Source organism: Rubrivivax sp. JA1026, from assembly GCF_011065555.1.
Taxonomy (GTDB): Bacteria; Pseudomonadota; Gammaproteobacteria; order Burkholderiales; family Burkholderiaceae_C; genus Rubrivivax; species Rubrivivax benzoatilyticus.
Map to the genome: position 1 here is coordinate 83,936 of NZ_JAALCQ010000001.1, position 18,952 is coordinate 102,887.

General features: G+C 72.2%; 18 protein-coding genes and 1 tRNA gene. 11 read left to right on the plus strand and 8 right to left on the minus strand.

Annotated features, from left to right (window positions below):
• The first annotated feature begins 6 nt into the window (after window positions 1-6).
• Window positions 7-1,308, plus strand: a complete 1,302-nt coding sequence (locus G5B56_RS00425) for a 3-deoxy-D-manno-octulosonic acid transferase (protein ID WP_164962016.1) — start codon at window positions 7-9, stop codon at window positions 1,306-1,308.
• Here G5B56_RS00425 and G5B56_RS00430 read toward each other — a convergent pair.
• The 3 genes from G5B56_RS00430 to G5B56_RS00440 form a co-directional block, all read right to left on the minus strand.
• On the minus strand, window positions 1,286-2,611 hold the full coding sequence (locus tag G5B56_RS00430) for a TolC family outer membrane protein (RefSeq protein WP_164962017.1): 1,326 nt from the start codon (window positions 2,609-2,611) through the stop codon (window positions 1,286-1,288). The genes G5B56_RS00425 and G5B56_RS00430 overlap by 23 nt on opposite strands.
• Window positions 2,612-2,772: 161 nt before the next feature.
• Window positions 2,773-3,447, minus strand: a complete 675-nt coding sequence (locus tag G5B56_RS00435; RefSeq protein ID WP_009858876.1) for a protein-L-isoaspartate O-methyltransferase — start codon at window positions 3,445-3,447, stop codon at window positions 2,773-2,775.
• A 44-nt stretch (window positions 3,448-3,491) separates the two neighbouring features.
• Window positions 3,492-4,184 carry a TetR/AcrR family transcriptional regulator gene (locus tag G5B56_RS00440; RefSeq protein ID WP_029718634.1) on the minus strand — a complete coding sequence of 231 codons (693 nt, stop codon included), beginning with the start codon at window positions 4,182-4,184 and terminating at the stop codon, window positions 3,492-3,494.
• A 189-nt stretch (window positions 4,185-4,373) separates the two neighbouring features.
• On the opposite strand from G5B56_RS00440, the gene G5B56_RS00445 reads away from it, so the two are divergent.
• Window positions 4,374-5,231 (plus strand): undecaprenyl-diphosphate phosphatase, encoded by an 858-nt coding sequence (locus G5B56_RS00445; RefSeq protein WP_029718633.1) that lies wholly within the window; start codon window positions 4,374-4,376, stop codon window positions 5,229-5,231.
• On the opposite strand, the gene trmB is transcribed toward G5B56_RS00445, so the two are convergent.
• Complete coding sequence (trmB, locus tag G5B56_RS00450) at window positions 5,215-5,898, minus strand: tRNA (guanosine(46)-N7)-methyltransferase TrmB (protein WP_009858873.1); 684 nt, start codon at window positions 5,896-5,898, stop codon at window positions 5,215-5,217. The two genes, G5B56_RS00445 and trmB, sit on opposite strands and share 17 nt — an antisense overlap.
• 88 nt (window positions 5,899-5,986) lie before the next feature.
• Between trmB and G5B56_RS00455 the strand changes: the two genes are divergently transcribed.
• Window positions 5,987-6,060 (plus strand) — tRNA-Gly (locus G5B56_RS00455).
• 124 nt (window positions 6,061-6,184) lie between these two features.
• On the opposite strand, the gene G5B56_RS00460 is transcribed toward G5B56_RS00455, so the two are convergent.
• The gene (locus G5B56_RS00460; RefSeq protein WP_009858872.1) at window positions 6,185-7,540 is read right to left on the minus strand and encodes a porin; all 1,356 of its coding nucleotides are present in this window, start codon (window positions 7,538-7,540) and stop codon (window positions 6,185-6,187) included.
• A gap of 337 nt (window positions 7,541-7,877) precedes the next feature.
• Between G5B56_RS00460 and G5B56_RS00465 the strand changes: the two genes are divergently transcribed.
• Entirely contained in the window at window positions 7,878-8,774 is an 897-nt protein-coding gene (locus tag G5B56_RS00465; protein WP_138938929.1) for a GGDEF domain-containing protein, read from the plus strand.
• 4 nt (window positions 8,775-8,778) lie between these two features.
• Here the strand turns inward: G5B56_RS00465 and G5B56_RS00470 are convergent, their stop codons facing one another.
• Together G5B56_RS00470 and G5B56_RS00475 are read right to left on the minus strand one after the other, a co-directional pair.
• Entirely contained in the window at window positions 8,779-10,257 is a 1,479-nt protein-coding gene (locus G5B56_RS00470; RefSeq protein WP_164962018.1) for an NAD-dependent succinate-semialdehyde dehydrogenase, read from the minus strand.
• A gap of 35 nt (window positions 10,258-10,292) precedes the next feature.
• Complete coding sequence (locus G5B56_RS00475; RefSeq protein ID WP_009858869.1) at window positions 10,293-11,018, minus strand: SIMPL domain-containing protein; 726 nt, start codon at window positions 11,016-11,018, stop codon at window positions 10,293-10,295.
• A gap of 54 nt (window positions 11,019-11,072) precedes the next feature.
• On the opposite strand from G5B56_RS00475, the gene alaS reads away from it, so the two are divergent.
• The 4 genes from alaS (at window position 11,073) to dut (ending at window position 16,269) form a co-directional block, all read left to right on the plus strand.
• A complete protein-coding gene (gene alaS / locus G5B56_RS00480; RefSeq protein WP_164962019.1) occupies window positions 11,073-13,706 on the plus strand; it encodes an alanine--tRNA ligase in 2,634 nt (877 codons plus the stop codon).
• Window positions 13,707-13,794: 88 nt separating this feature from the next.
• Complete coding sequence (locus G5B56_RS00485) at window positions 13,795-14,565, plus strand: UPF0149 family protein (RefSeq protein ID WP_164962020.1); 771 nt, start codon at window positions 13,795-13,797, stop codon at window positions 14,563-14,565.
• A 28-nt stretch (window positions 14,566-14,593) separates the two neighbouring features.
• On the plus strand, window positions 14,594-15,820 hold the full coding sequence (gene coaBC / locus G5B56_RS00490) for a bifunctional phosphopantothenoylcysteine decarboxylase/phosphopantothenate--cysteine ligase CoaBC (RefSeq protein WP_164962021.1): 1,227 nt from the start codon (window positions 14,594-14,596) through the stop codon (window positions 15,818-15,820).
• Window positions 15,820-16,269, plus strand: a complete 450-nt coding sequence (gene dut / locus G5B56_RS00495; RefSeq protein ID WP_009858865.1) for a dUTP diphosphatase — start codon at window positions 15,820-15,822, stop codon at window positions 16,267-16,269. Before coaBC ends, dut begins: the two co-directional genes overlap by 1 nt.
• A gap of 96 nt (window positions 16,270-16,365) precedes the next feature.
• Here the strand turns inward: dut and G5B56_RS00500 are convergent, their stop codons facing one another.
• Window positions 16,366-16,887, minus strand: coding sequence for a peptidylprolyl isomerase (locus tag G5B56_RS00500; protein WP_164962022.1), 522 nt, complete (start codon window positions 16,885-16,887; stop codon window positions 16,366-16,368).
• A gap of 38 nt (window positions 16,888-16,925) precedes the next feature.
• Between G5B56_RS00500 and G5B56_RS00505 the strand changes: the two genes are divergently transcribed.
• From G5B56_RS00505 to G5B56_RS00515, 3 genes are all read left to right on the plus strand, one after another.
• The gene (locus tag G5B56_RS00505) at window positions 16,926-18,056 is read left to right on the plus strand and encodes a cupin domain-containing protein (protein WP_164962023.1); all 1,131 of its coding nucleotides are present in this window, start codon (window positions 16,926-16,928) and stop codon (window positions 18,054-18,056) included.
• The gene (locus tag G5B56_RS00510; RefSeq protein WP_164962024.1) at window positions 18,053-18,541 is read left to right on the plus strand and encodes a hypothetical protein; all 489 of its coding nucleotides are present in this window, start codon (window positions 18,053-18,055) and stop codon (window positions 18,539-18,541) included. Before G5B56_RS00505 ends, G5B56_RS00510 begins: the two co-directional genes overlap by 4 nt.
• Window positions 18,542-18,699: 158 nt before the next feature.
• Window positions 18,700-18,891 carry a hypothetical protein gene (locus G5B56_RS00515; protein WP_009858861.1) on the plus strand — a complete coding sequence of 64 codons (192 nt, stop codon included), beginning with the start codon at window positions 18,700-18,702 and terminating at the stop codon, window positions 18,889-18,891.
• The last annotated feature ends 61 nt before the right edge of the window (window positions 18,892-18,952 follow it).

The window sequence follows — 18,952 nt, forward strand, 5'->3', positions numbered from 1 at the left end:
CCCGACATGGCTGCTGACGGCGCTTTCGCCCGCTGGGTCTACTCGACCGGCCTGCGCCTGGCCGCGCCGCTGTACGTCGGCAAGCTGTGGTGGCGCGGGCGCCACGAGCCGCCGTACCGCAGCGCCTGGAACGAACGTTTCGCCACCGGCGGCGTCGGCGACGGCCGCAGCGGCCGCATCTGGGTGCACGCCGTGTCGCTGGGCGAGACGCGTGCCAGCGAGCCGCTGCTGAACGCGCTGCGCCGGCTCGCGCCGGAGCGCGGCCTGCTGCTGACGCACGGCACCGCCACCGGCCGCGAAGCCGGCGCGGCGCTGCTGCAACCCGGCGACGCCCAGGTCTGGCTGCCCTACGACACGCCGGGCGCGGTGCGGCGCTTCCTGCGCCGCCACCGGCCGGCGGTCGGCGTGCTGATGGAAACCGAGATCTGGCCCAACCTGCTCGACGCCGCCCTCGAAGCCGGCGTGCCGATGGTGCTGGCCAACGCGCGCCTGTCCGAACGCAGCTTCGCCAAGGGCCAGCGCCTGCAGGCGCTGCTGCGTCCGGCGGCGGCGAGCTTCTCGCGCGTGCTGGCGCAGACCGCCGACGACGCGCGCCGGCTCGAGGCCAGCGGCGCGCCGTCGCCGCAGGTCATGGGCAACCTGAAGTTCGACGTCTCGCCGAACCCGGCGCTGGTCGAGCGCGGCCGCGCCTGGCGTGTCGCGGCGGGCCGGCCGGTGGTGCTGGCGGCGTCGACACGCGAAGGCGAGGAGGAGTTGCTGCTGGCCGCCTGGAAGCGCCTGGACGCGCCGCGGCCGCTGCTGCTGCTGGTGCCGCGCCATCCGCAGCGTTTCGACGCCGTGGCGCAGATGGCCGCCGCCGCCGGGCTGTCGGTGCGGCGTCGCAGCGGCTGGGGCGAGACGCCGCCGGCCGACGCGGCCGGTGCCGACGTCTGGCTCGGCGACTCGATCGGCGAGATGCCGCTGTATTACGCCGCCGCCGACGCGGCGCTGCTGGGCGGCAGCTTCGCGCCGCTGGGCGGGCAGAACCTGATCGAGGCCGCGGCCTGCGGCTGCCCGCTGGTGATGGGGCCGCACACCTTCAACTTCGCGCAGGCCGCCGAGATGTCGCTGGCCGCCGGCGCCGCGCTGCGTGCGGCCGACATGGCCGACGGCGTCGCGCAGGCAGTGGCGCTGGCGTTCGACCCGGCGCGCGCCGAGCGCGTGGCCGCTGCGCTGGCCTTCTCGGCCCAGCACCGTGGCGCCGCCGAACGCATGGCGCGCGCGATCGTCGAGCTGCTGCCGGGCGTCAGCGCGCCAGCAGCGCGTTGACCGACTCGACGTCGGTCAGGCCCAGCCGGCCGGCCGCCTGGCGCAGCCGCAGCGTGTTGACGATGACGTCGTAGCGTGCGCGCGCCAGGTCGCGCTGGGTGGCGTAGAGCTGGGTCTGGGCGTCGAGCACGTCGAGGTTGACGCGCACGCCGACGCGGTAGCCGAGCTGCGTGGCTTCCAGCGACAGCTTGCTCGAGGCCTCGGCGGCCTCGTAGGCGCGGACCTGGGCGATGCCCGACTGCACCGCGAACAAGGCGGTGCGCGCGTTCAGCGCGACGTTGCGGCGCGCCGATTCCAGCTCGTTGCGCGAGCTCTCCTCCAGCAGCAGCGTCTCGCGCACGCGGTTCTGCGTCGCGTTGCCGGCGTACAGCGGCAGCTTGAACTGCAGGCCCATGCTGTAGGTGTTGGTGGCGCCGCCGGCGTTGTTCAGCGCCACCGAGCTGCCGCCGACACGCTGGCGCTCGGCCGAGGCCACCAGGTCCAGCGTCGGCAGGTGGCCGGCGCGGGCGCGTTCGGTCTCGAGGCGGGCGATGTCGTAGGCCACCTGGGCGCGGCGGATCGCCGGGTGGTCGCCCTGCGCGCTGCGCACCCACTGCTCGGGGTCGGCCGGGCTGGGCTCGGGCAGCACGACCGGCGTGGCCAGCGGCTTCGGGTCGGTGCCGAGGCGGCCGACCAGGGTGTCCAGCGCGGTGCGCCGCGTCAGCAGCAGGTTCTCGGCGGCGATCTCCTCGGCGAGCACGAGGTCGTAGCGGGCCTGGGCTTCGCGGGTGTCGGTGATCGTCGCGGTGCCGACCTCGAAGTTGCGCTTGGCCGAGGCCAGCTGCTCGGTGATCGCGGTCTTGCTCGCGCGCGTGGTCGCCAGCGCGTCCTGCGCCGCGAGCACGTCGAAATAGGCCTGGGCGACGCGCACGACGAGGTCCTGCTCGGCCGCTTCCAGCGCCGCCTGGGTGGCCGCCAGCGAGCGCTCGGCCTGCTCGATCGCGACCGAGTTGGAGCGGTTGAACAGCGGCAGGCTGGCGTCGATCGACGCGCGGGCGGTGTTGTAGGTGCCGCGCTCGACGCCGTCGGGGCGGGAGTCGCTGCCGGTGGCGCTGGCGTTCAGCGCCGCGGCCGGGCGGTTGAGCGCGCGCGTCTGGGCGACCTGGTACTCGGCCGAGTCGGCCTGTGCGCGTGCGGCCAGGTAGGACGCGTCGTAGGCGCGGGCGGCCTGGTACAGCTCGGACAGGCTCTGGGCGTGGACGGCCGCCGGCAGCGCGAACGCGACGGCGCTGGCCAGGGCGAGACGGGTGAGGAGCGGACGCATGAAACGGGTTCCCTCGGTTCTTCGTGTTTCGGCGGGACGAGCCGCGGTTCTAGCGCCGACGGGCCGGCGCCGCTGCCGTCATGCGACGGGCGGCGCCCCGGACGGGGCCGACGTGCCGCCGCAGGCGATGGACGGCAGGCCGGCGCGCGGGCATGCCGGGCTCAGAAGGCGAAGCGCGTCGGCTCGGCGAAGCCCTGCAGACGCGGCGCGACGGTGTCGAACAGGTCGACCTCGGACCAGGCCTCGGGGCCGACGCGGGTGTAGAGCCGGGCGCACATGATCGGCAGCTCGCCGACGATCGCCGCCAGCCGGCCGCCGACCTTCAGCTGCTCGAGCAGCGCGCGCGGCACCGCGGCGACCGAGCCCGACAGCACGATGGCGTCGAACGGCGCCTCGGCGGGCAGGCCGCGGGCGCCGTCCTCGGCCGTCACCTCGACGACCCGGACCGTCGTCACGCCGGCGCGGCGCAGGTTCTCGCGCGCCTGGGCGACCAGCGCCGAGCGGCATTCCAGCGTCCAGACCTGCTGCGCGCGGTGCGCCAGCAGCGCGGCCATGAAGCCCGAGCCGGTGCCGATCTCCAGCACCTTCTCGTGGCGCTGCACCTGCAGCTCCTGCAGCAGCCGGGCCTGGATCTTGGGCTCCAGCATCACCGGGCCGTGCGGCTCGTCGGCGATCAGCGGCACCTGCAGGTCGGCGAAGGCCAGGGCCTTCAGCGCCGGCGGCACGAAGTCCTCGCGCCGCACCGTCGCCAGCAGTTGCAGCACGCCGTCGTCCAGCACCTCCCAGGGGCGGATCTGCTGCTCGATCATGTTGAAGCGGGCGAGTTCGGTGTTCATCGCAATATACCGTGCAGGGTATCAGAGTCCGGGCTGTCCGGATTCTAGGCGCCGCTGGCGGCGTGCGCCGATCCGGGGTTTGGCGCCGCGGCCGGCCCGTCGCGGCGCTCGATGCCGCGCAGCAGGATGTCGATCTGCAGCGCCAGCAGTTCCTCGGTGGGCCGCACGGGCGGCGCCCACAGCGTGCCGCCGTCGAGCGCGCGCATCAGCAGCGGCGCGATCAGCGCGTAGCAGGCCTCCTCGACCGGCAGGGCGCGGAACTCGCCGCGTTCGATGCCGCGCTGCAGCGCACGGGCGAAGAGCTGGTCGGCCGGCGCCACGACCTCGTCGGCGTAGAAGCGCTGCAGCTCGGGGAAGTGCTGCAGCTCGGCCAGCAGCACGCGGTGCAGGCCGGCGGCCGGCCGGCTGCCGATGCGCTCCCACCAGATGCGGCCGAGGGCCAGCAGCAGCTCGCGCGTCGAGCCCTGGTGGTGCTCGGCGAGCTCGGCGCCCTCGGCGATCAGGTTGGACAGCGTCGCGCGCACGACGGCCTTGAACAGCTCTTCCTTGCTCGGGAAGTAGAGGTAGAGCGTGCCCTTGGAGACACCGGCCCGGCGGGCCACCTCGTCGGAGTGGGTGGCCGCGTAGCCGTTCTGCACGAACAGCTCGAGCGCCGCGTCCAGCAGCTCCTGCGGCCGTGCGTGCTTGCGGCGCTGCCGCGGCGGCCGGGGAGGGGTATCTAATGACTTCGAGGTCATTAGTGGACTGTACCCAGTCCGGCGGCCGGGCCGCAAGGCGGCTTTCCGGCGTCGCCGCATGACGCGGCCGGGGCAGGCGACCCGGCGCGCTCGTCCTGCGCTTCACGCACGCGCCGCGGTGACATCGGCGGCCGTGTCGCCGGCGGCCTCTATGATCGGCCGCTTTGCCGCTTCCAAGGGACGAGCATTTTGGATTTGCTGCTGCTGGCCAAGGCCGCGGTCATGGGCATCGTCGAGGGCCTCACCGAGTTCCTCCCCATCTCCTCCACCGGGCATCTGATCCTCGCCGGCTCCCTGCTCGACTTCACCGGCGAGACCGCCAAGGTCTTCGAGATCGCGATCCAGACCGGCGCCATGCTGGCGGTGATCTGGGAGTACCGCCAGCGCCTGGGCCGCACCGTCACCGGCATCGGCCACGACCCGCTGGCGCGGCGCTTCGCGCTCAACGTGCTGATCGCCTTCGTGCCGGCGGTGGTGTTCGGCCTGGCGCTGGGCAAGGTCGTCAAGGAGCACCTGTTCCACCCGGTGCCGGTGGCCACGGCCTTCATCGTCGGCGGCATCGTCATCCTGCTCGTCGAACGCCGCCACCGGCGGGCCTTCGGCGAACGCGACCTGGAGGGCGCGCGCCGGGCGCGTGTCGAGAGCGTCGACGACATGACGCCGCTGGACGCGCTGAAGGTCGGCCTGGTGCAGTGCCTGGCGCTGGTCCCGGGCACCAGCCGTTCGGGCTCGACGATCATCGGCGCGATGCTCTTCGGCTTCTCGCGTCGCTGCGCCGCCGAGTTCAGCTTCTACCTCGGCATCCCGACGCTGATGGGCGCCGGCGCCTACTCGGTGTTCCGCCAGCGCGACGCGCTGCACTGGGGCGACGCGCCGATGTTCCTCGTCGGCTCGGCCTTCGCCTTCGTCAGTGCGCTGCTGTGCATCCGCTGGCTGATCCGCTACATCTCCACGCACGACTTCACGGTCTTCGCGTGGTATCGCATCGTCTTCGGCTGCGTCGTGCTGCTGACGGCGTGGAGCGGTGTCGTCAGCTGGTCCGAGTGAACACCAGGTCCCAGACGCCGTGGCCCAGGCGCAGGCCGCGGGCCTCGAACTTGGTCAGCGGCCGCCAGGCCGGTCGTTCGGCGTAGCCGGCGGCGGTGTTGGCCAGCGAGCTGGCCGACAGCACCTCCAGCATCTGCTCGGCGTAGGGCTGCCAGTCGGTGGCGCAGTGCAGGTAGCCGCCGGGCGCCAGCCGGCTGGCGAGCAGCTCGACGAAGGCCGGCTGGATCAGGCGGCGCTTGTGGTGCCGCTTCTTGTGCCAGGGGTCGGGGAACCAGACGTGCACGCCGGCCAGCGAGGCCGGAGGGATCATCTCGCGCAGCACCTCGACGGCGTCGTGGCGCAGGATGCGCACGTTCTCCAGGCCGCGTTCGCCGATGTGGCGCAGCAGCGCGCCGACGCCGGGCTCGTGCACCTCGACGCCCAGCAGGTCGCGTTCGGGCGAGGCGGCCGCCACCTGGGCCGTCGCGTCGCCCATGCCGAAGCCGATTTCCAGCACCACCGGTGCCGTGCGGCCGAAGACGGCGGCGAAGTCCAGGGGCTGCGCCGCGTAGGGCAGCACGTAGCGGGGCCCGAGTTCGGCCAGCGCTCGCTGCTGTCCGGTGCCCATGCGGCCGGCGCGCAGCACGTAGCTGCGGATCGGCCGTTGCGGAGAAGGTGTGTCGTCCATGAGGGCGCGCAGTGTAGCGAGCGCCGGCCGCGCCGGGCCGGGGACATCTCGCGACGCCGCCGCGGCGGCGCTAGAATGCCGGCCCAGCGCGGGTGTAGTTCAATGGTAGAACGGCAGCTTCCCAAGCTTCATACGAGGGTTCGATTCCCTTCACCCGCTCCAGAACACGATGAAGCGCCTGTCCCCCGGACAGGCGCTTTTTCTTTGCCCGCCGCACCATGAAAAACGCCCCGGCGGGCCGGGGCGTCAGGGTGGGCCGGGGCCTCGCGGCCCCGGGCGACGTGGATCAGAACGAGTGGCGGATGCCGACGCCGAACATCTTGGTCTTGGCGTCGATGTTCATGCCGGCGCCCGAGAACAGCGGCACCTCGGTCGAACCCAGCGGGACGAGCAGCGCCACCGGGCCGCCGGCCAGGCCGGCGCCGCCGAGCAAGGGGTTGCCGTTGGAGATGTCGCCGCGGTCGTCCTTGACCTGGCCGGCACGCGCGAAGATCGCGGTGCGCTTGGACAGGTTGTAGTCGGCGCCGAGCATGAAGCCGGTGTCCTTGCCCTTGGTGAAGTTGGTGAACTTCGCCTGCATCACCTGGCCGATGAGGTCCAGCGAGCCGATCGTGTGCTTGGCCGCGATCGCCAGCACGCGCATCTTCGGGTCGGTGTCGCCGGTCTCGTCGAGCTGGCCCTGGTAGTAGCTGCCGCCGAGCTCGGTGCCGAAGGCGAACTTGTACTTCGCGGCGAGCATGTAGCTCGTGAACTTCTCGGTGGCGAACAGCGGCAGGAAGCCGTCCGGCGACAGCGGCGTGACGCGGAACGGCAGGCCGAGCTGCACGTTGGACAGGTCGTTGCGGTTGTACGCGGCCACGGCCTTCAGGTCGTCGCCCAGGTAGGCGATCATCGCGCCCCAGGTCTTGCCGCGGCCGTCGTCGCTCTCGGCACCGGCGGTCAGGCCGCCGAGGATCTGGCCCAGCTGCGGCGCCGAGCCCGACGGCGGGATCGTGCCGGTCGGGGTGTTGGTCGCCGTCGAGCGCACCGGGCTGATGCGCGCGGCGGCGCCGGCGTTCGGCGAGTACGACACGCGGCCGGCCCACGCGCCCTGGCGCACGCCGTAGCTGATGACGTTGTCCTGGTAGGTCTGCAGGTTGTTCAGCGCGACGCCGGTGGCGAACAGGTCGGTGCCGCCGATGCCGTCGAGCGTGCCCAGGAAGTAGGCGGCCAGCATCGGCGAGACCTGGCGGCCCAGGCGCACTTCGCCGACCGGCGTCGTCAGCGCCACCCAGGCCTGGCGGCCCCACATGCGGCCGTCGTTGCCCATCGTGCCGTTGTCGGCGATGACCGAGCCTTCGAGCGTGAACTTGGCCTCCCAGCCGCCGCCCAGCGGCTCGGTGCCACGCACGCCGAGGTGCGACTGGCGCGTCATGCTCGGCGCCAGGCGGGTCTGCTTCTGCTCGGGCGAGACGACCGAGTTGGCGCCGGCCAGCCCCTGGACGGTGCCGGTGACGTTGCCTTCGGACTTGTTGATGCGGTCGACGCTCAGGTCCAGCGTGCCGTAGATCTGCACGCTGCCGTCCTGAGCCTGCGCGGCACCGGCGAACAGGGCCGCGGCAGCCAGCGCGAGGGCGGTCAGGCTTCTGGGTTTGGAAATCAAGTTCAGTCTCCTGGTTGTACTTCGGGTGTGACGAGGAACCGGTCGGGACCCGAGGCAGGCGACGCAGGCCGATGGCCTGCCGGCGGCGCGGGAATCCGACAGCAGCCCGACGTTAGACAAGGGGGTGACGCTAGCGGCATCCACAAAACTACCAACGTCGCGCGCCCGCAACAGCCGCGACGGCCCGGTTGGCGGCCTTGGCGCTGATGTCGGGACCGTCGCAGCACGCGGTTACAGTGACCGCGGGCCGCTGTCGGCCCGTTGTGGCCCCGTGAACTGGGGATCCCCTCCGCCCGCGTCGCCTGCGCGACAAGGCCGTCTCGCTGCGGGAGCCGCGATGGATGCAGTGTTTCGAGTTCTCAGCCTGGGCGACGGGGCCCCGGAGATCGCCGGGTCGCCCTACGGTCCCTTCGTCGTCGAGCACTGCGATTCGCCCGAGCAGGTGGCGGCACGCCTGCGCGAGCAGCCGCCGGACGCGCTGCTGCTGGCCACCGCCGAGCCCGGAGCACTGCCGGACTGGCCGGCGCTGGCGCAGGCCGTGCTGGACACCGCGGTCGTCGTCGTGCTGCACGCACCGGCGCCGCGTGCGGCGGTCGAGCTGCTGCAGTTCGGTGTCCAGGACGTGCTGGCCGACGCCACCGACGTGCCGCGGGCGCTGCGCCTGGCGATCGAGCGCCGGCGCCTGGGTCTCGCGGCGCGCAAGGGCTATTCGACCGACCTGCCGACCGGGCTGCCCAACCACGCCCAGCTGCTGGAACACATGACGCATCTGCTGGCGCTGCGCGAGCGCGAGCCGGCGCCGATGGCGCTGATCGTGCTGCGTGTCGACGGCCTGGCCGCGGTCGCCGAGACGCTGGGCCAGGAGTCGGCCGACGTGCTGCGGCGCAAGGCCGCGGTGCGGCTGCGCGCGGCGCTGCGCGCCAGCGACGTCGTCGCCTCGATCGGCCACGACGCGTTCGCCGTGCTGCTGGCCTGGATCGACTCGCCGGCCGACGGCGAGCGTGTGATGGACAAGCTGGCGGCGATCCTGTCGCAGCCCTTCAGCGTCGCCGGGCGCGCGCAGCGCCTGCTGCCGCACGCCGGGCTGGCTTCGTACCCGGAGCACGGCAAGAGCGCCGAGCCGCTGCTGCGCCGGGCGCTGGGGGCGGCGCTGCAGTTCACGCCGGTCGGCCGCGACGCCGCGCAGCCGGCCGACCGCGGCCCGGCCGCGGCGGCCAACGACGAGGAAGCCTGAAGCCTTACTTCAGGATGTCGCCGAGGCAGACGTACTTGGTCTCGAGGTAGTCGTCGATGCCCTGGCGCGCGCCTTCGCGGCCCAGGCCCGACTGTTTGACGCCGCCGAACGGCACCTCGGCGGTCGAGATCAGCCCGGTGTTGACGCCGACCATGCCGTACTCCAGCGCCTCCGAGACGCGCCAGATGCGGCCGATGTCGCGGCTGTAGAAATAGCTCGCCAGGCCGAACTCGGTGGCGTTGGCGAGTTCGATCGCCTCGGCCTCGGTCTCGAACTTGATCACCGGGGCGATCGGGCCGAAGGTCTCCTCCTTCGAGCAGCGCATCTCCGGCGTCACGCCGGCCAGCACCGTCGGCGCGAAGAAACGTTCGCCGACACGCTCGCCGCCGGTCACCAGGCGCGCGCCCTGCGCCAGCGCGTCGGCGACGTGGGCCTCGACCTTGGCCATCGCCGGCTCGTCGATCAGCGGGCCGAGCTGCACGCCGGGCTCGAAGCCGTTGCCGACGGCGATCTGGCGTGCCCGTGCCGCCAGCTTCTCGACGAAGGCGTCGTGGATGCCGGCCTGGGCGTACAGGCGGTTGGCGCAGACGCAGGTCTGGCCGGCGTTGCGGTACTTGCTGACCAGCGCGCCCTCGACCGCACTGTCCAGGTCGGCGTCGTCGAAGACGATGAACGGCGCGTTGCCGCCGAGTTCCAGCGACAGCTTCTTGATCGTCGACGCGCACTGCTTCATCAGGATGCGGCCGACCTCGGTGCTGCCGGTGAACGACAGGTGGCGCACGACGTCGCTGGAGCACAGCACGTTGCCGATCTCGATCGAGTTCGCGGCGTCGGCCGGCAGCACGTTGAAGACGCCGGCCGGCATGCCGGCGCGTTGCGCCAGCTCGGCCACCGCCAGCGCCGACAGCGGCGTCTGCTCGGCTGGCTTGACGATCACCGGGCAGCCGGCGGCCAGCGCCGGCGCGACCTTGCGCGTGATCATCGCGATCGGGAAGTTCCACGGCGTGATCGCCGCGCAGACGCCGACCGGCTGGCGGATCACCAGGTAGCGCTTGTTGCCGTCGGTGGTCGGGATGGTCTCGCCGTAGACGCGGCGCGCCTCCTCGGCGAACCACTCGATGAAGCTGGCGCCGTAGGTCACTTCGCCACGCGCCTCGGCCAGCGGCTTGCCTTGTTCGGCGGTCATCAGCCGCGCCAGGTCGTCGGCGTGCTGGTGCAGCAGCGCGAACCAGCGCATCAGCACCGCGCCGCGTTCCTTGGCGGTCTTGGCGCGCCACGGCGCCCAGGCCCGCTCGGCAGCGGCGATGGCCGCGGCGCAGTCGACGGCGCCCAGGTTGGCCACCTGGGCCAGTTCGCGGCCGGTGGCCGGGTCGTGCACGGCGAAGCGGCTGCCGGCCTCGATCCACTCGCCGTCGATCAGGCCGGCGGTCTTCAGCAGCGACGGATCGGCCAGCGTGGCCAGCGGGGAAGCGGTGTCGTCCATCGTTCGTCCTCGGGTTCTGGGGGTCTCGGACCGGGTCAGTCCAGCGTGTACTCGAAGGTGCTGACGACGCGCAGCCGCTTGACGCGTGCGCTGCCGTCGTCGAAGCCCTCGCCGCCCGCCGCGCCGATCTGGATCACGCCCTGGTTGGCGTTGCGCAGCCCGCCCAGCGTGGCGCCGGCCTCGGCGGCGAACTTCTCGGCCTGCTCGCGCGCGTTGCGCGTGGCCTCGGCCAGCAGCGGCGCCTTGGCCTCGTTGAAGGCGCGCAGCTGGTAACGCGGCCCGGCCGGGCCGTCGCCGCCGAGCTGCACGCCGGCCTGGATCAGCGGGTCCACGGCCAGCGCCGCGGCTTCGACGGCCTGGGGCCGTGCCGACTTCACCAGCACCTGGGCCGTGCCCTGGAAACGCAGCGGCTGGTTGTTGCCGCCGTACTCGCGCGCCCAAAGGTCCTGCACCTGCAGCGGCCGGATCTCGATCTCGGCCTCGGTGAAACCCTGGGCCTTCAGGAAGGCGACGACGCGGTCGCGGTCCTCGGCGAGCTGGCGCTGCACGGCGCCGAAGTCGGCACCGCCGCGCCGGAATGCCAGCGGCCAGACGGCGTAGTCGCTGTCGACATCCTTCTCGGCCAACCCCTTGACGGTCACCGAACGGTCGGCGGCGCGGAAACGCTCCAGCCCCTTGCCGACGCCGTAACCGCCGGCGGCCAGCCCCGCCGCCAGGACCAGCGCCGCCACCAGCCCCACGGAACGCGTGTTGTCTGCCATCTCGGACCTCCTGACCCCCATTCTGGACGATGGCCCAACCTTAGAATCCGCGGCATGAAAGCCTCCGAGATCCGCTCCACGTTCCTGAAGTTCTTCGAATCGAAGGGACACACCATCGTTCCGAGTTCGCCGGTGGTGCCGGGCGACGACCCGACGCTGCTGTTCACCAACGCCGGGATGAACCAGTTCAAGGACGTGTTCCTCGGCTTCGACAAGCGGCCGTACACGCGCGCGACGACCAGCCAGAAGTGCATCCGCGCCGGCGGCAAGCACAACGACCTGGAGAACGTCGGCTACACCGCGCGGCATCACACCTTCTTCGAGATGCTGGGCAACTTCAGCTTCGGCGACTACTTCAAGAAGGACGCGATCAGCTTCGCCTGGGAACTGCTCACCGAGCACTTCAAGCTGCCCAAGGACAAGCTCTGGGCGACGGTCTACGCCGAGGACGACGAGGCCTACGACATCTGGCTGAAGGTCATCGGCCTGCCCGCCGAGCGCATCGTGCGCATCGGCGACAACAAGGGCGCGCGCTACGCCAGCGACAACTTCTGGATGATGGGCGACACCGGCCCCTGCGGCCCGTGCTCGGAGATCTTCTACGACCACGGCCCGGACGTCGCCGGCGGCCCCCCGGGCAGCCCCGAGCAGGACGGCGACCGCTACATCGAGATCTGGAACAACGTCTTCATGCAGTTCAACCGCACCGAAGACGGCACGATGCACCGGCTCCCCAAGCCCAGCGTCGACACCGGCATGGGGCTGGAGCGCCTGGCCGCGGTGCTGCAGCACGTGCACAGCAACTACGAGATCGACCTGTTCGTGAACCTGCTGGCCGCGGCCAAGTCGGCCGTCGAGGCCGCCGGCGGCCAGGACGTCGACGCCGAGAGCCCGAGCCTGAAGGTCATCGCCGACCACATCCGCGCCTGCGCCTTCACGGTGGCCGACGGCATCATCCCGGGCAACGAAGGCCGCGGCTACGTGCTGCGCCGCATCGCCCGCCGCGCCATCCGCCACGGCTACAAGCTCGGCGCGCGCAAGCCCTTCTTCCACACGCTGGTCGAGGCCCTGGCCGTCGAGATGGGCGAGGCCTATCCCGAGCTGCGCCGCGACAGGCTGCGCATCACCGAGGTGCTGAAGGCGGAAGAAGAGCGTTTCTTCCAGACCATCGCCCACGGCATGGAGATCCTCGAAGGCGCGCTGGCCAGTGGCGCCACCGTCATCGACGGCGAGACCGCCTTCAAGCTGCACGACACCTTCGGCTTCCCGCTGGACCTGACGGCCGACGTCTGCCGCGAGCGCGGCGTCACCGTCGACGGCGCCGGCTTCGACGCCGCGATGCAGCGCCAGCGCGAGCAGGCGCGCAGCAAGGCCAAGTTCAAGATGGCCCAGGGCCTGGCCTACGACGGTGAGGCGACCACCTTCCACGGCTACGAGCACCTGGTCTGCGAACACGCCAAGGTGAGCGCGATCTACGTCGACGGCACGCCGGTGACGAAGGCCCAGGCCGGCGACGACGTCGTCGTCGTGCTCGACCACACGCCGTTCTACGCCGAGAGCGGCGGCCAGGTCGGCGACCGCGGCGAGCTGCGCAACGGCCGCGCCCGCCTCGTCGTCGAGGACACGGTGAAGATCCAGGCCCAGGTGCACGGCCACCAGGCGCGCATCGTCGAAGGCGAGATCGAGATCGGCGACACGCTGGTCGCGCGTGTCGACGCCGAGCTGCGCGCCAAGACCATCCGCAACCACAGCGCCACGCACCTGATGCACAAGGCGCTGCGCGAGGTGCTGGGCGGCCACGTGCAGCAGAAGGGCTCGCTGGTGACGCCGGAGCGCACGCGTTTCGACTTCGCCCACAACGCGCCGGTGACCGCGGCCCAGATCGCCCAGGTCGAGGCGCTGGTCAACGCCGAGATCCTGGCCAATGCCGCCACGCAGGCGCGCACGATGGCCATCGACGAGGCGCAGAAGCTCGGCGCGATGATGCTGTTCGGCGAGAAGTACGGCGAGACCGTGCGCGTTCTCGACATCGGCGGCAGCCGCGAGCTCTGCGGCGGCACGCACGTGCAGCGCACCGGCGACATCGGCCTGTTCAAGATCGTCGCCGAAGGCGGCGTCGCCGCCGGCATCCGCCGCGTCGAGGCCGTCACCGGCGACAACGCGCTGGCCTACCTGCAGCAGCTCGAAGGCGCGCTCGGCGGTGTCGCCGCGACGCTGAAGGTGACGCCGGCCGAGGTGCCGGCGCGTGTCGACGCGGTGCTCGAGCAGCTGCGTGCGCTGGACAAGGAGATCACCGCGCTGAAGGGCCGGCTGGCCTCGGCCCAGGGCGACGAGCTGCTGGCCTCGGCCGTCGACGTCAAGGGCATCAAGGTGCTGGCCGCGACGCTGGCCGGTGCCGACGCCAAGGCGCTGCGCGAGACGATGGACAAGCTAAAAGACAAGCTCAAGAGCGCCGCCATCGTGCTGGCCGCCGTCGACGGCGCCAAGGTGCAGCTCGCCGCGGGCGTCACCGGCGATCTGGTCAAGGGCGGCAAGTTGAAGGCCGGCGAGCTGGTCAACTTCGTCGCCGGCCAGGTCGGCGGCAAGGGCGGCGGCAAGCCCGACCTGGCGATGGCCGGCGGCACCGACGCCGCCGCGCTGCCGCAGGCGCTGGCCTCGGTGGCCGGCTGGGTCGGCGAGCGCGCCTGAGGCGCCGGGCGGCGCCGGCCCGCTTCTCACCCGCCGCGGCTGCCGCCGGCCGCCGGCTGAACCTGCCGGCTGCCGCCGGCCGCACACGATGAAACCCGCACGCCAGAACACCGAGGCCGAGATCGAGGCCTTCAGCACCGTCTGCCAGCGCCTTGGTGGCTTCGACGGCCGTTTGTCGGCCGAATGGTGCGACGGCTTCCTCGCCGCGCTCGCCGCCGGCCCGAAGCCGCTGCCGATCGCGTCGTGGCTGCCGGCGATGGCCGGCGAGGCCTACGAACGTGCCTTCGCCGACCCCGAGGACCAGGCCGCGGCCGAGCAGGCGCTGACCACGCGCGCCGCGGCGCTGGCGGTGCAGCTCGACGCCGAGTCGATCGACGAGGACCCCGACGCGCTGCGCCTGGCGCCGCTGATGTACGTCTGGGACGACGCCGGCCGCCAGGAGGCGATCGAGGTCGACGGCCTGAAGCCCGAGGAGGCCGCGGGCCTCGTCACCGGCGCCGAATGGGCCGACGGCTTCTTCGCCGCGCTGCAGGCCTTCAGCGCCGACTGGCGCGCCGACGCTGGCGAGGACTCGATGGCCGCGTTCGAGGAGCTGCTGGCCCAGGTGCACGCGCTGCGCCTGGCCGAAGGCAGCGAGGAACTGGCCGAGCACGTGAAGGCCGTCTACGGCGACGAAGGCGCCGACCGCGACCGCCTGATCGACGAGGCCTGCTACGCCGTGCAGGACCTGCGGATGTGGTGGGTCGACCACGCGCCCAAGCCCGAGACCCGGCGTGTCGAGAAGACACCCGGTCGCAACGATCCTTGCCCCTGTGGCAGCGGCCTCAAGTACAAGAAATGCCATGGAGCGGCGGCCTGAAGCCGGCCCGCGCTTACAGTCCCGCCCCATGTCCGATCGCCAAGACCTTCTCGGCCGCCACGTCCTGCTCGGGCTGACCGGCGGCGTCGCCTGCTACAAGGCCGCCGAGCTGACGCGCGAGCTCGTGCGCGCCGGCGCCACCGTGCAGGTCGTGATGACCGACGCCGCGCTGCAGTTCATCACCCCGGTGACGATGCAGGCGCTGTCGGGTCGCCCGGTGTTCACCAGCCAGTGGGACGCACGCCCGGCGAACTCGATGGCCCACATCGAGCTGTCGCGCGAGGCCGACGCGATCGTCGTCGCGCCGGCGAGTGCCGACTTCATCGCCCAGCTCGCCCAGGGCCGCGCCGGCGAGCTGCTGGCGCTGGCCTGCCTGGCGCGGCCGGCCGAACGGGTGCCGCTGTTCGTCGCCCCGGCGATGAACCGCGAGATGTGGGCCCATCCGGCGACGCAGCGCAACGTGGCCCAGGTGGCCGCCGACGGCGCCATCGTGCTCGGGCCCGCCAGCGGCTCCCAGGCCTGCGGCGAGACCGGCGACGGCCGCATGCTGGAGGCCGTCGAGCTGCGCGACGCGCTGGTCGCGCATTTCCAGCCCAAGGTGCTGGCCGGCCGGCGCGTGCTGATCACCGCCGGGCCGACCTTCGAGGCCATCGACCCGGTGCGCGGCATCACCAACCATTCGAGCGGCAAGATGGGCTTCGCCGTCGCGCGCGCCGCCGCCGAGGCCGGCGCCGACGTGACGCTGGTCGCCGGCCCGGTGCACCTGCCGACGCCGGCCGGCGTGCGCCGCATCGACGTCTGCAGCGCGCAGCAGATGCACGACGCGGTGCTGCCGCTGGCGCCCACGCACGACGTCTTCGTCGCCACCGCGGCGGTCGCCGACTGGCGGCCCTCGCAGTTCAACGACCACAAGATCAAGAAGGACGGCAAGAAGATCGCGCCGACCTTCGAGCTGGCCGAGAACCCCGACATCCTGGCCGCCGTCGCGCGCCTGCCCGTGCAGACGCGGCCGTGGTGCGTCGGCTTCGCCGCCGAGAGCCACGACCTCGTGCGCCACGCACGCGAGAAGCTCGAGCGCAAGGGCGTGCCGCTGATCGTCGGCAACCTGGGGCCCGCGACCTTCGGCCGCGACGACAACACGCTGCTGCTCGTCGACGCCGCCGGCGAACGCGAGCTGCCCCACGGCGACAAGCTGAGCCTGGCCCGCGAACTCGTGCGCGAGATCGCCGGCCGCATCACCCGATTCCCGACCTGATGACGACGATCGACCTCAAGGTGCTGGACCCGCGCATGGCGGACCAGCTGCCCCGCTACGCGACGCCCGGCAGCGCCGGCCTGGACCTGCGCGCCTGCCTGGACGCGCCGCTGGAGCTGGCGCCCGGCGCCAGCGCGCTGGTGTCCACCGGCATCGCGATCCACGTCGCCGACCCGTCGCTGGCGGCGGTGATCCTGCCGCGCTCGGGCCTGGGCCACAAACACGGCATCGTGCTCGGCAACCTCGTCGGCCTGATCGACAGCGACTACCAGGGCCCGCTGATGGTCAGCGTCTGGAACCGCGGCAGCGCCGCGTACACGCTGCAGCCCTTCGAGCGCATCGCGCAGCTCGTCGTCGTGCCGGTGGTGCAGGCCACCTTCCGCATCGTCGAGGACTTCGACGCGTCGGAGCGCGGCGAGGGCGGGTTCGGCTCGACCGGGGCGCGCTGAGGATCGGCGGGGTCAAATCGGCGGGGTCAGGTCTAAATCGGCGGGGTCAGGTCTTGAGAGACCTGACCCCAGCTTTCCAGCGCCGGGCCGCCGGCTTCAGTGCAGCGGCTGCTCCGGCGCGGCCGCGTCCAGCACCGTGAAGGCGTTGTTGCCGACGCTGCGCGCCTCGATCTCGTCCTCGTCGGCCTCGCGCACCGCGCGCACGCGGATCGTCAGCCGCAGTGCCATGCCGGCCAGCGGGTGGTTGCCGTCGAGCACGACGTGCGACGGGTAGACCTCGGTGACGACGTAGATCGTGTCGGCCGGCATGTCCGGCGTCGCCGCGCCCGGCGGCAGGCCCTCGAAGGCCATGCCGGTCTCCAGGTTCTCGGGGAAGAGCTTGCGGTCCTCGAAGCAGACGAGTTCGCTCTTGTAGTCGCCGAAGACCTGCTCGGGTTCGAGCTGCACACGCACCTCGTCGCCTTCGACGTGGCCGGCGAGCGCTTCCTCGACCGGGGCGAGCAGGTCGTCGCCGCCGTAGAAGAACTCGACCGGTTCCTTCAGTTCGTCGATGGTGTTGTTCTGGGCGTCGGTCAGCAGCCAGGTGAGGCTGACGACGCAGGGAGCTGCGATGTTCATCGGGCGATGATCGCACAGCGTCCGCGGGACAATGGGGCATGGATCTCAACGCACCGATCGCCCTGCTGGGCGGGCTCTCGCCGCAGGCCTTCATGCGGCGCCACTGGCAGAAGAAGCCCTTGCTCGTGCGCCAGGCGCTGCCGGGCGTCACGCCGCCGCTGGCGCGCGCCGCGCTGTTCGACCTGGCCGGCAGCGAAGACGTCGAGTCGCGCCTGGTGCAGCGCGACGGCGGCCGCTGGTCGCTGCGCCAGGGCCCGTTCGCACGCCGCGCGCTGCCGCCGGCTTCGCGCCCGGGCTGGACGCTGCTGGTGCAGGGCCTGGACCTGCACGTGCCGGCGGCGCACGAGCTGCTGCGCCGCTTCTCGTTCATCCCCGAGGCGCGGCTGGACGACCTGATGCTGTCCTGGGCCAGCGACGGCGGCGGCGTCGGCCCGCACCTCGATTCCTACGACGTGTTCCTGATCCAGGTGCACGGCCGCCGCCGCTGGCGCATCGGCCCGGTGGCCGACGAGACGCTGCTGCCCGACATGCCGGTGCGGCTGCTGCAGAACTTCGAGCCCGCCGAGGAGTGGGTGCTCGAGCCCGGCGACATGCTCTACCTGCCGCCGCGCTGGGGCCACGACGGCATCGCCGAAGGCGAGTGCATGACGGCCTCGGCGGGTTTCCGCGTGCCGCTGCAGACCGGGCTGGCGCGCGAGCTGCTGCAGCGCCTGGCCGAAGACGACGAACTCGGCGACGGCGCGCTCTACCGCGACCCGCGCCAGCCGGCCACCGCGACGCCGGGCGAGATCCCGGCGGGGCTGCGGGAGTTCGCCGGCCGCGCTGTCGAGCGTCTGCTCACGCGCCGCGGCGCGCTCGACCGCGCGCTCGGCGAGATCCTCAGCGAGCCCAAGCCGCGGGTCTGGTTCGACGGCGAGGCGGTCGACGGCGACGAGGCCTTCGCCGCCGGTGTCGCGCTCGATCCGAAGAGCCGCATGCTCTACGACGAGCGCCACGTCTTCCTCAACGGCGAGTCCTTCGTCGCCGGCGGCCGCGATGCGCGCCTGATGCGCCGCCTGGCCGACGACCGTGTCCTGTCGGCACGCGACTGTGCCGGCCTCAGCGACGGCGCACGCGAGACCGTGGCCGGCTGGATCGAGACCGGCTGGGTGCGCCGGGGTGGGCGATGAGCGCGGGCTCGGCGCTGTTCGACACGCGCGGCGCCTTCCACGACGCCGTGCACCAGGCCTTCGAGGCCGCGATCGCGCGTGGTGCGCGCCGCATCGTCTGCTGCGACCCCGACTTCGCCGACTGGCCGCTGGATGACGCCGCGCTGCACGACCGCCTCGTGCCCTGGCTGAAGCGGCCGCAGCGCCGCCTCGTGCTGCTGGCCGCCGACTGGAGCGTGCTGCCGCGCCGCCATCCGCGTTTCGTCGCCTGGCGCACGCCCTGGGCTCACGCCGTCGAAGGCTGGGCGCCGGAAGAGGGCGACGAGGCCGAGCTGCCGCGGGTGCTGGTCGACGACGGCGACGTCTTCGTGCACCTGCGCGACGCCGAGCACTGGCGCGGCCGTGCCGGCCGCGACGCGGGCGACGCGCAGCGCTGGCGCGACGTGCTGGACGGCCGCATCGAGCGCGCGCAACCCTCGTTTTTCCTCCGTCCTTTAGGCCTGTAGGGGAATGCACCTATTCGGCGCTATACTTTTAGGCTAGGCATGGGAGAGGCGCAAAGCCCGTCCTTGTCTTTCGGGGGTGGAGGGTTGCGAGATCCGGGTCGGGTCGACCCACCATCCCTTGAGGTTCCGTCGACCCACAATTCCCTGAGGACACACGCATGAACAAGTCGATCGTTCTGGCTTCGCTGGTCGCCGCGATGGCGCTGGCCGCCTGCGGCAAGAAGGAAGAAACCCCCCCGCCGCCGCCGCCGGCCGCTGAACCGGCTCCGGCCGCTTCGGAAGCTGCTTCGGCGCCGGTGGAAGCCGCGTCGGAAGTCGCCGCCCCGGCCTCGGAAGCCGCCTCGCAATAATCGCGAGACCGAGCGATCCGAACGCTCAAAAGCCGCCTTCGGGCGGCTTTTTTCATGCCTG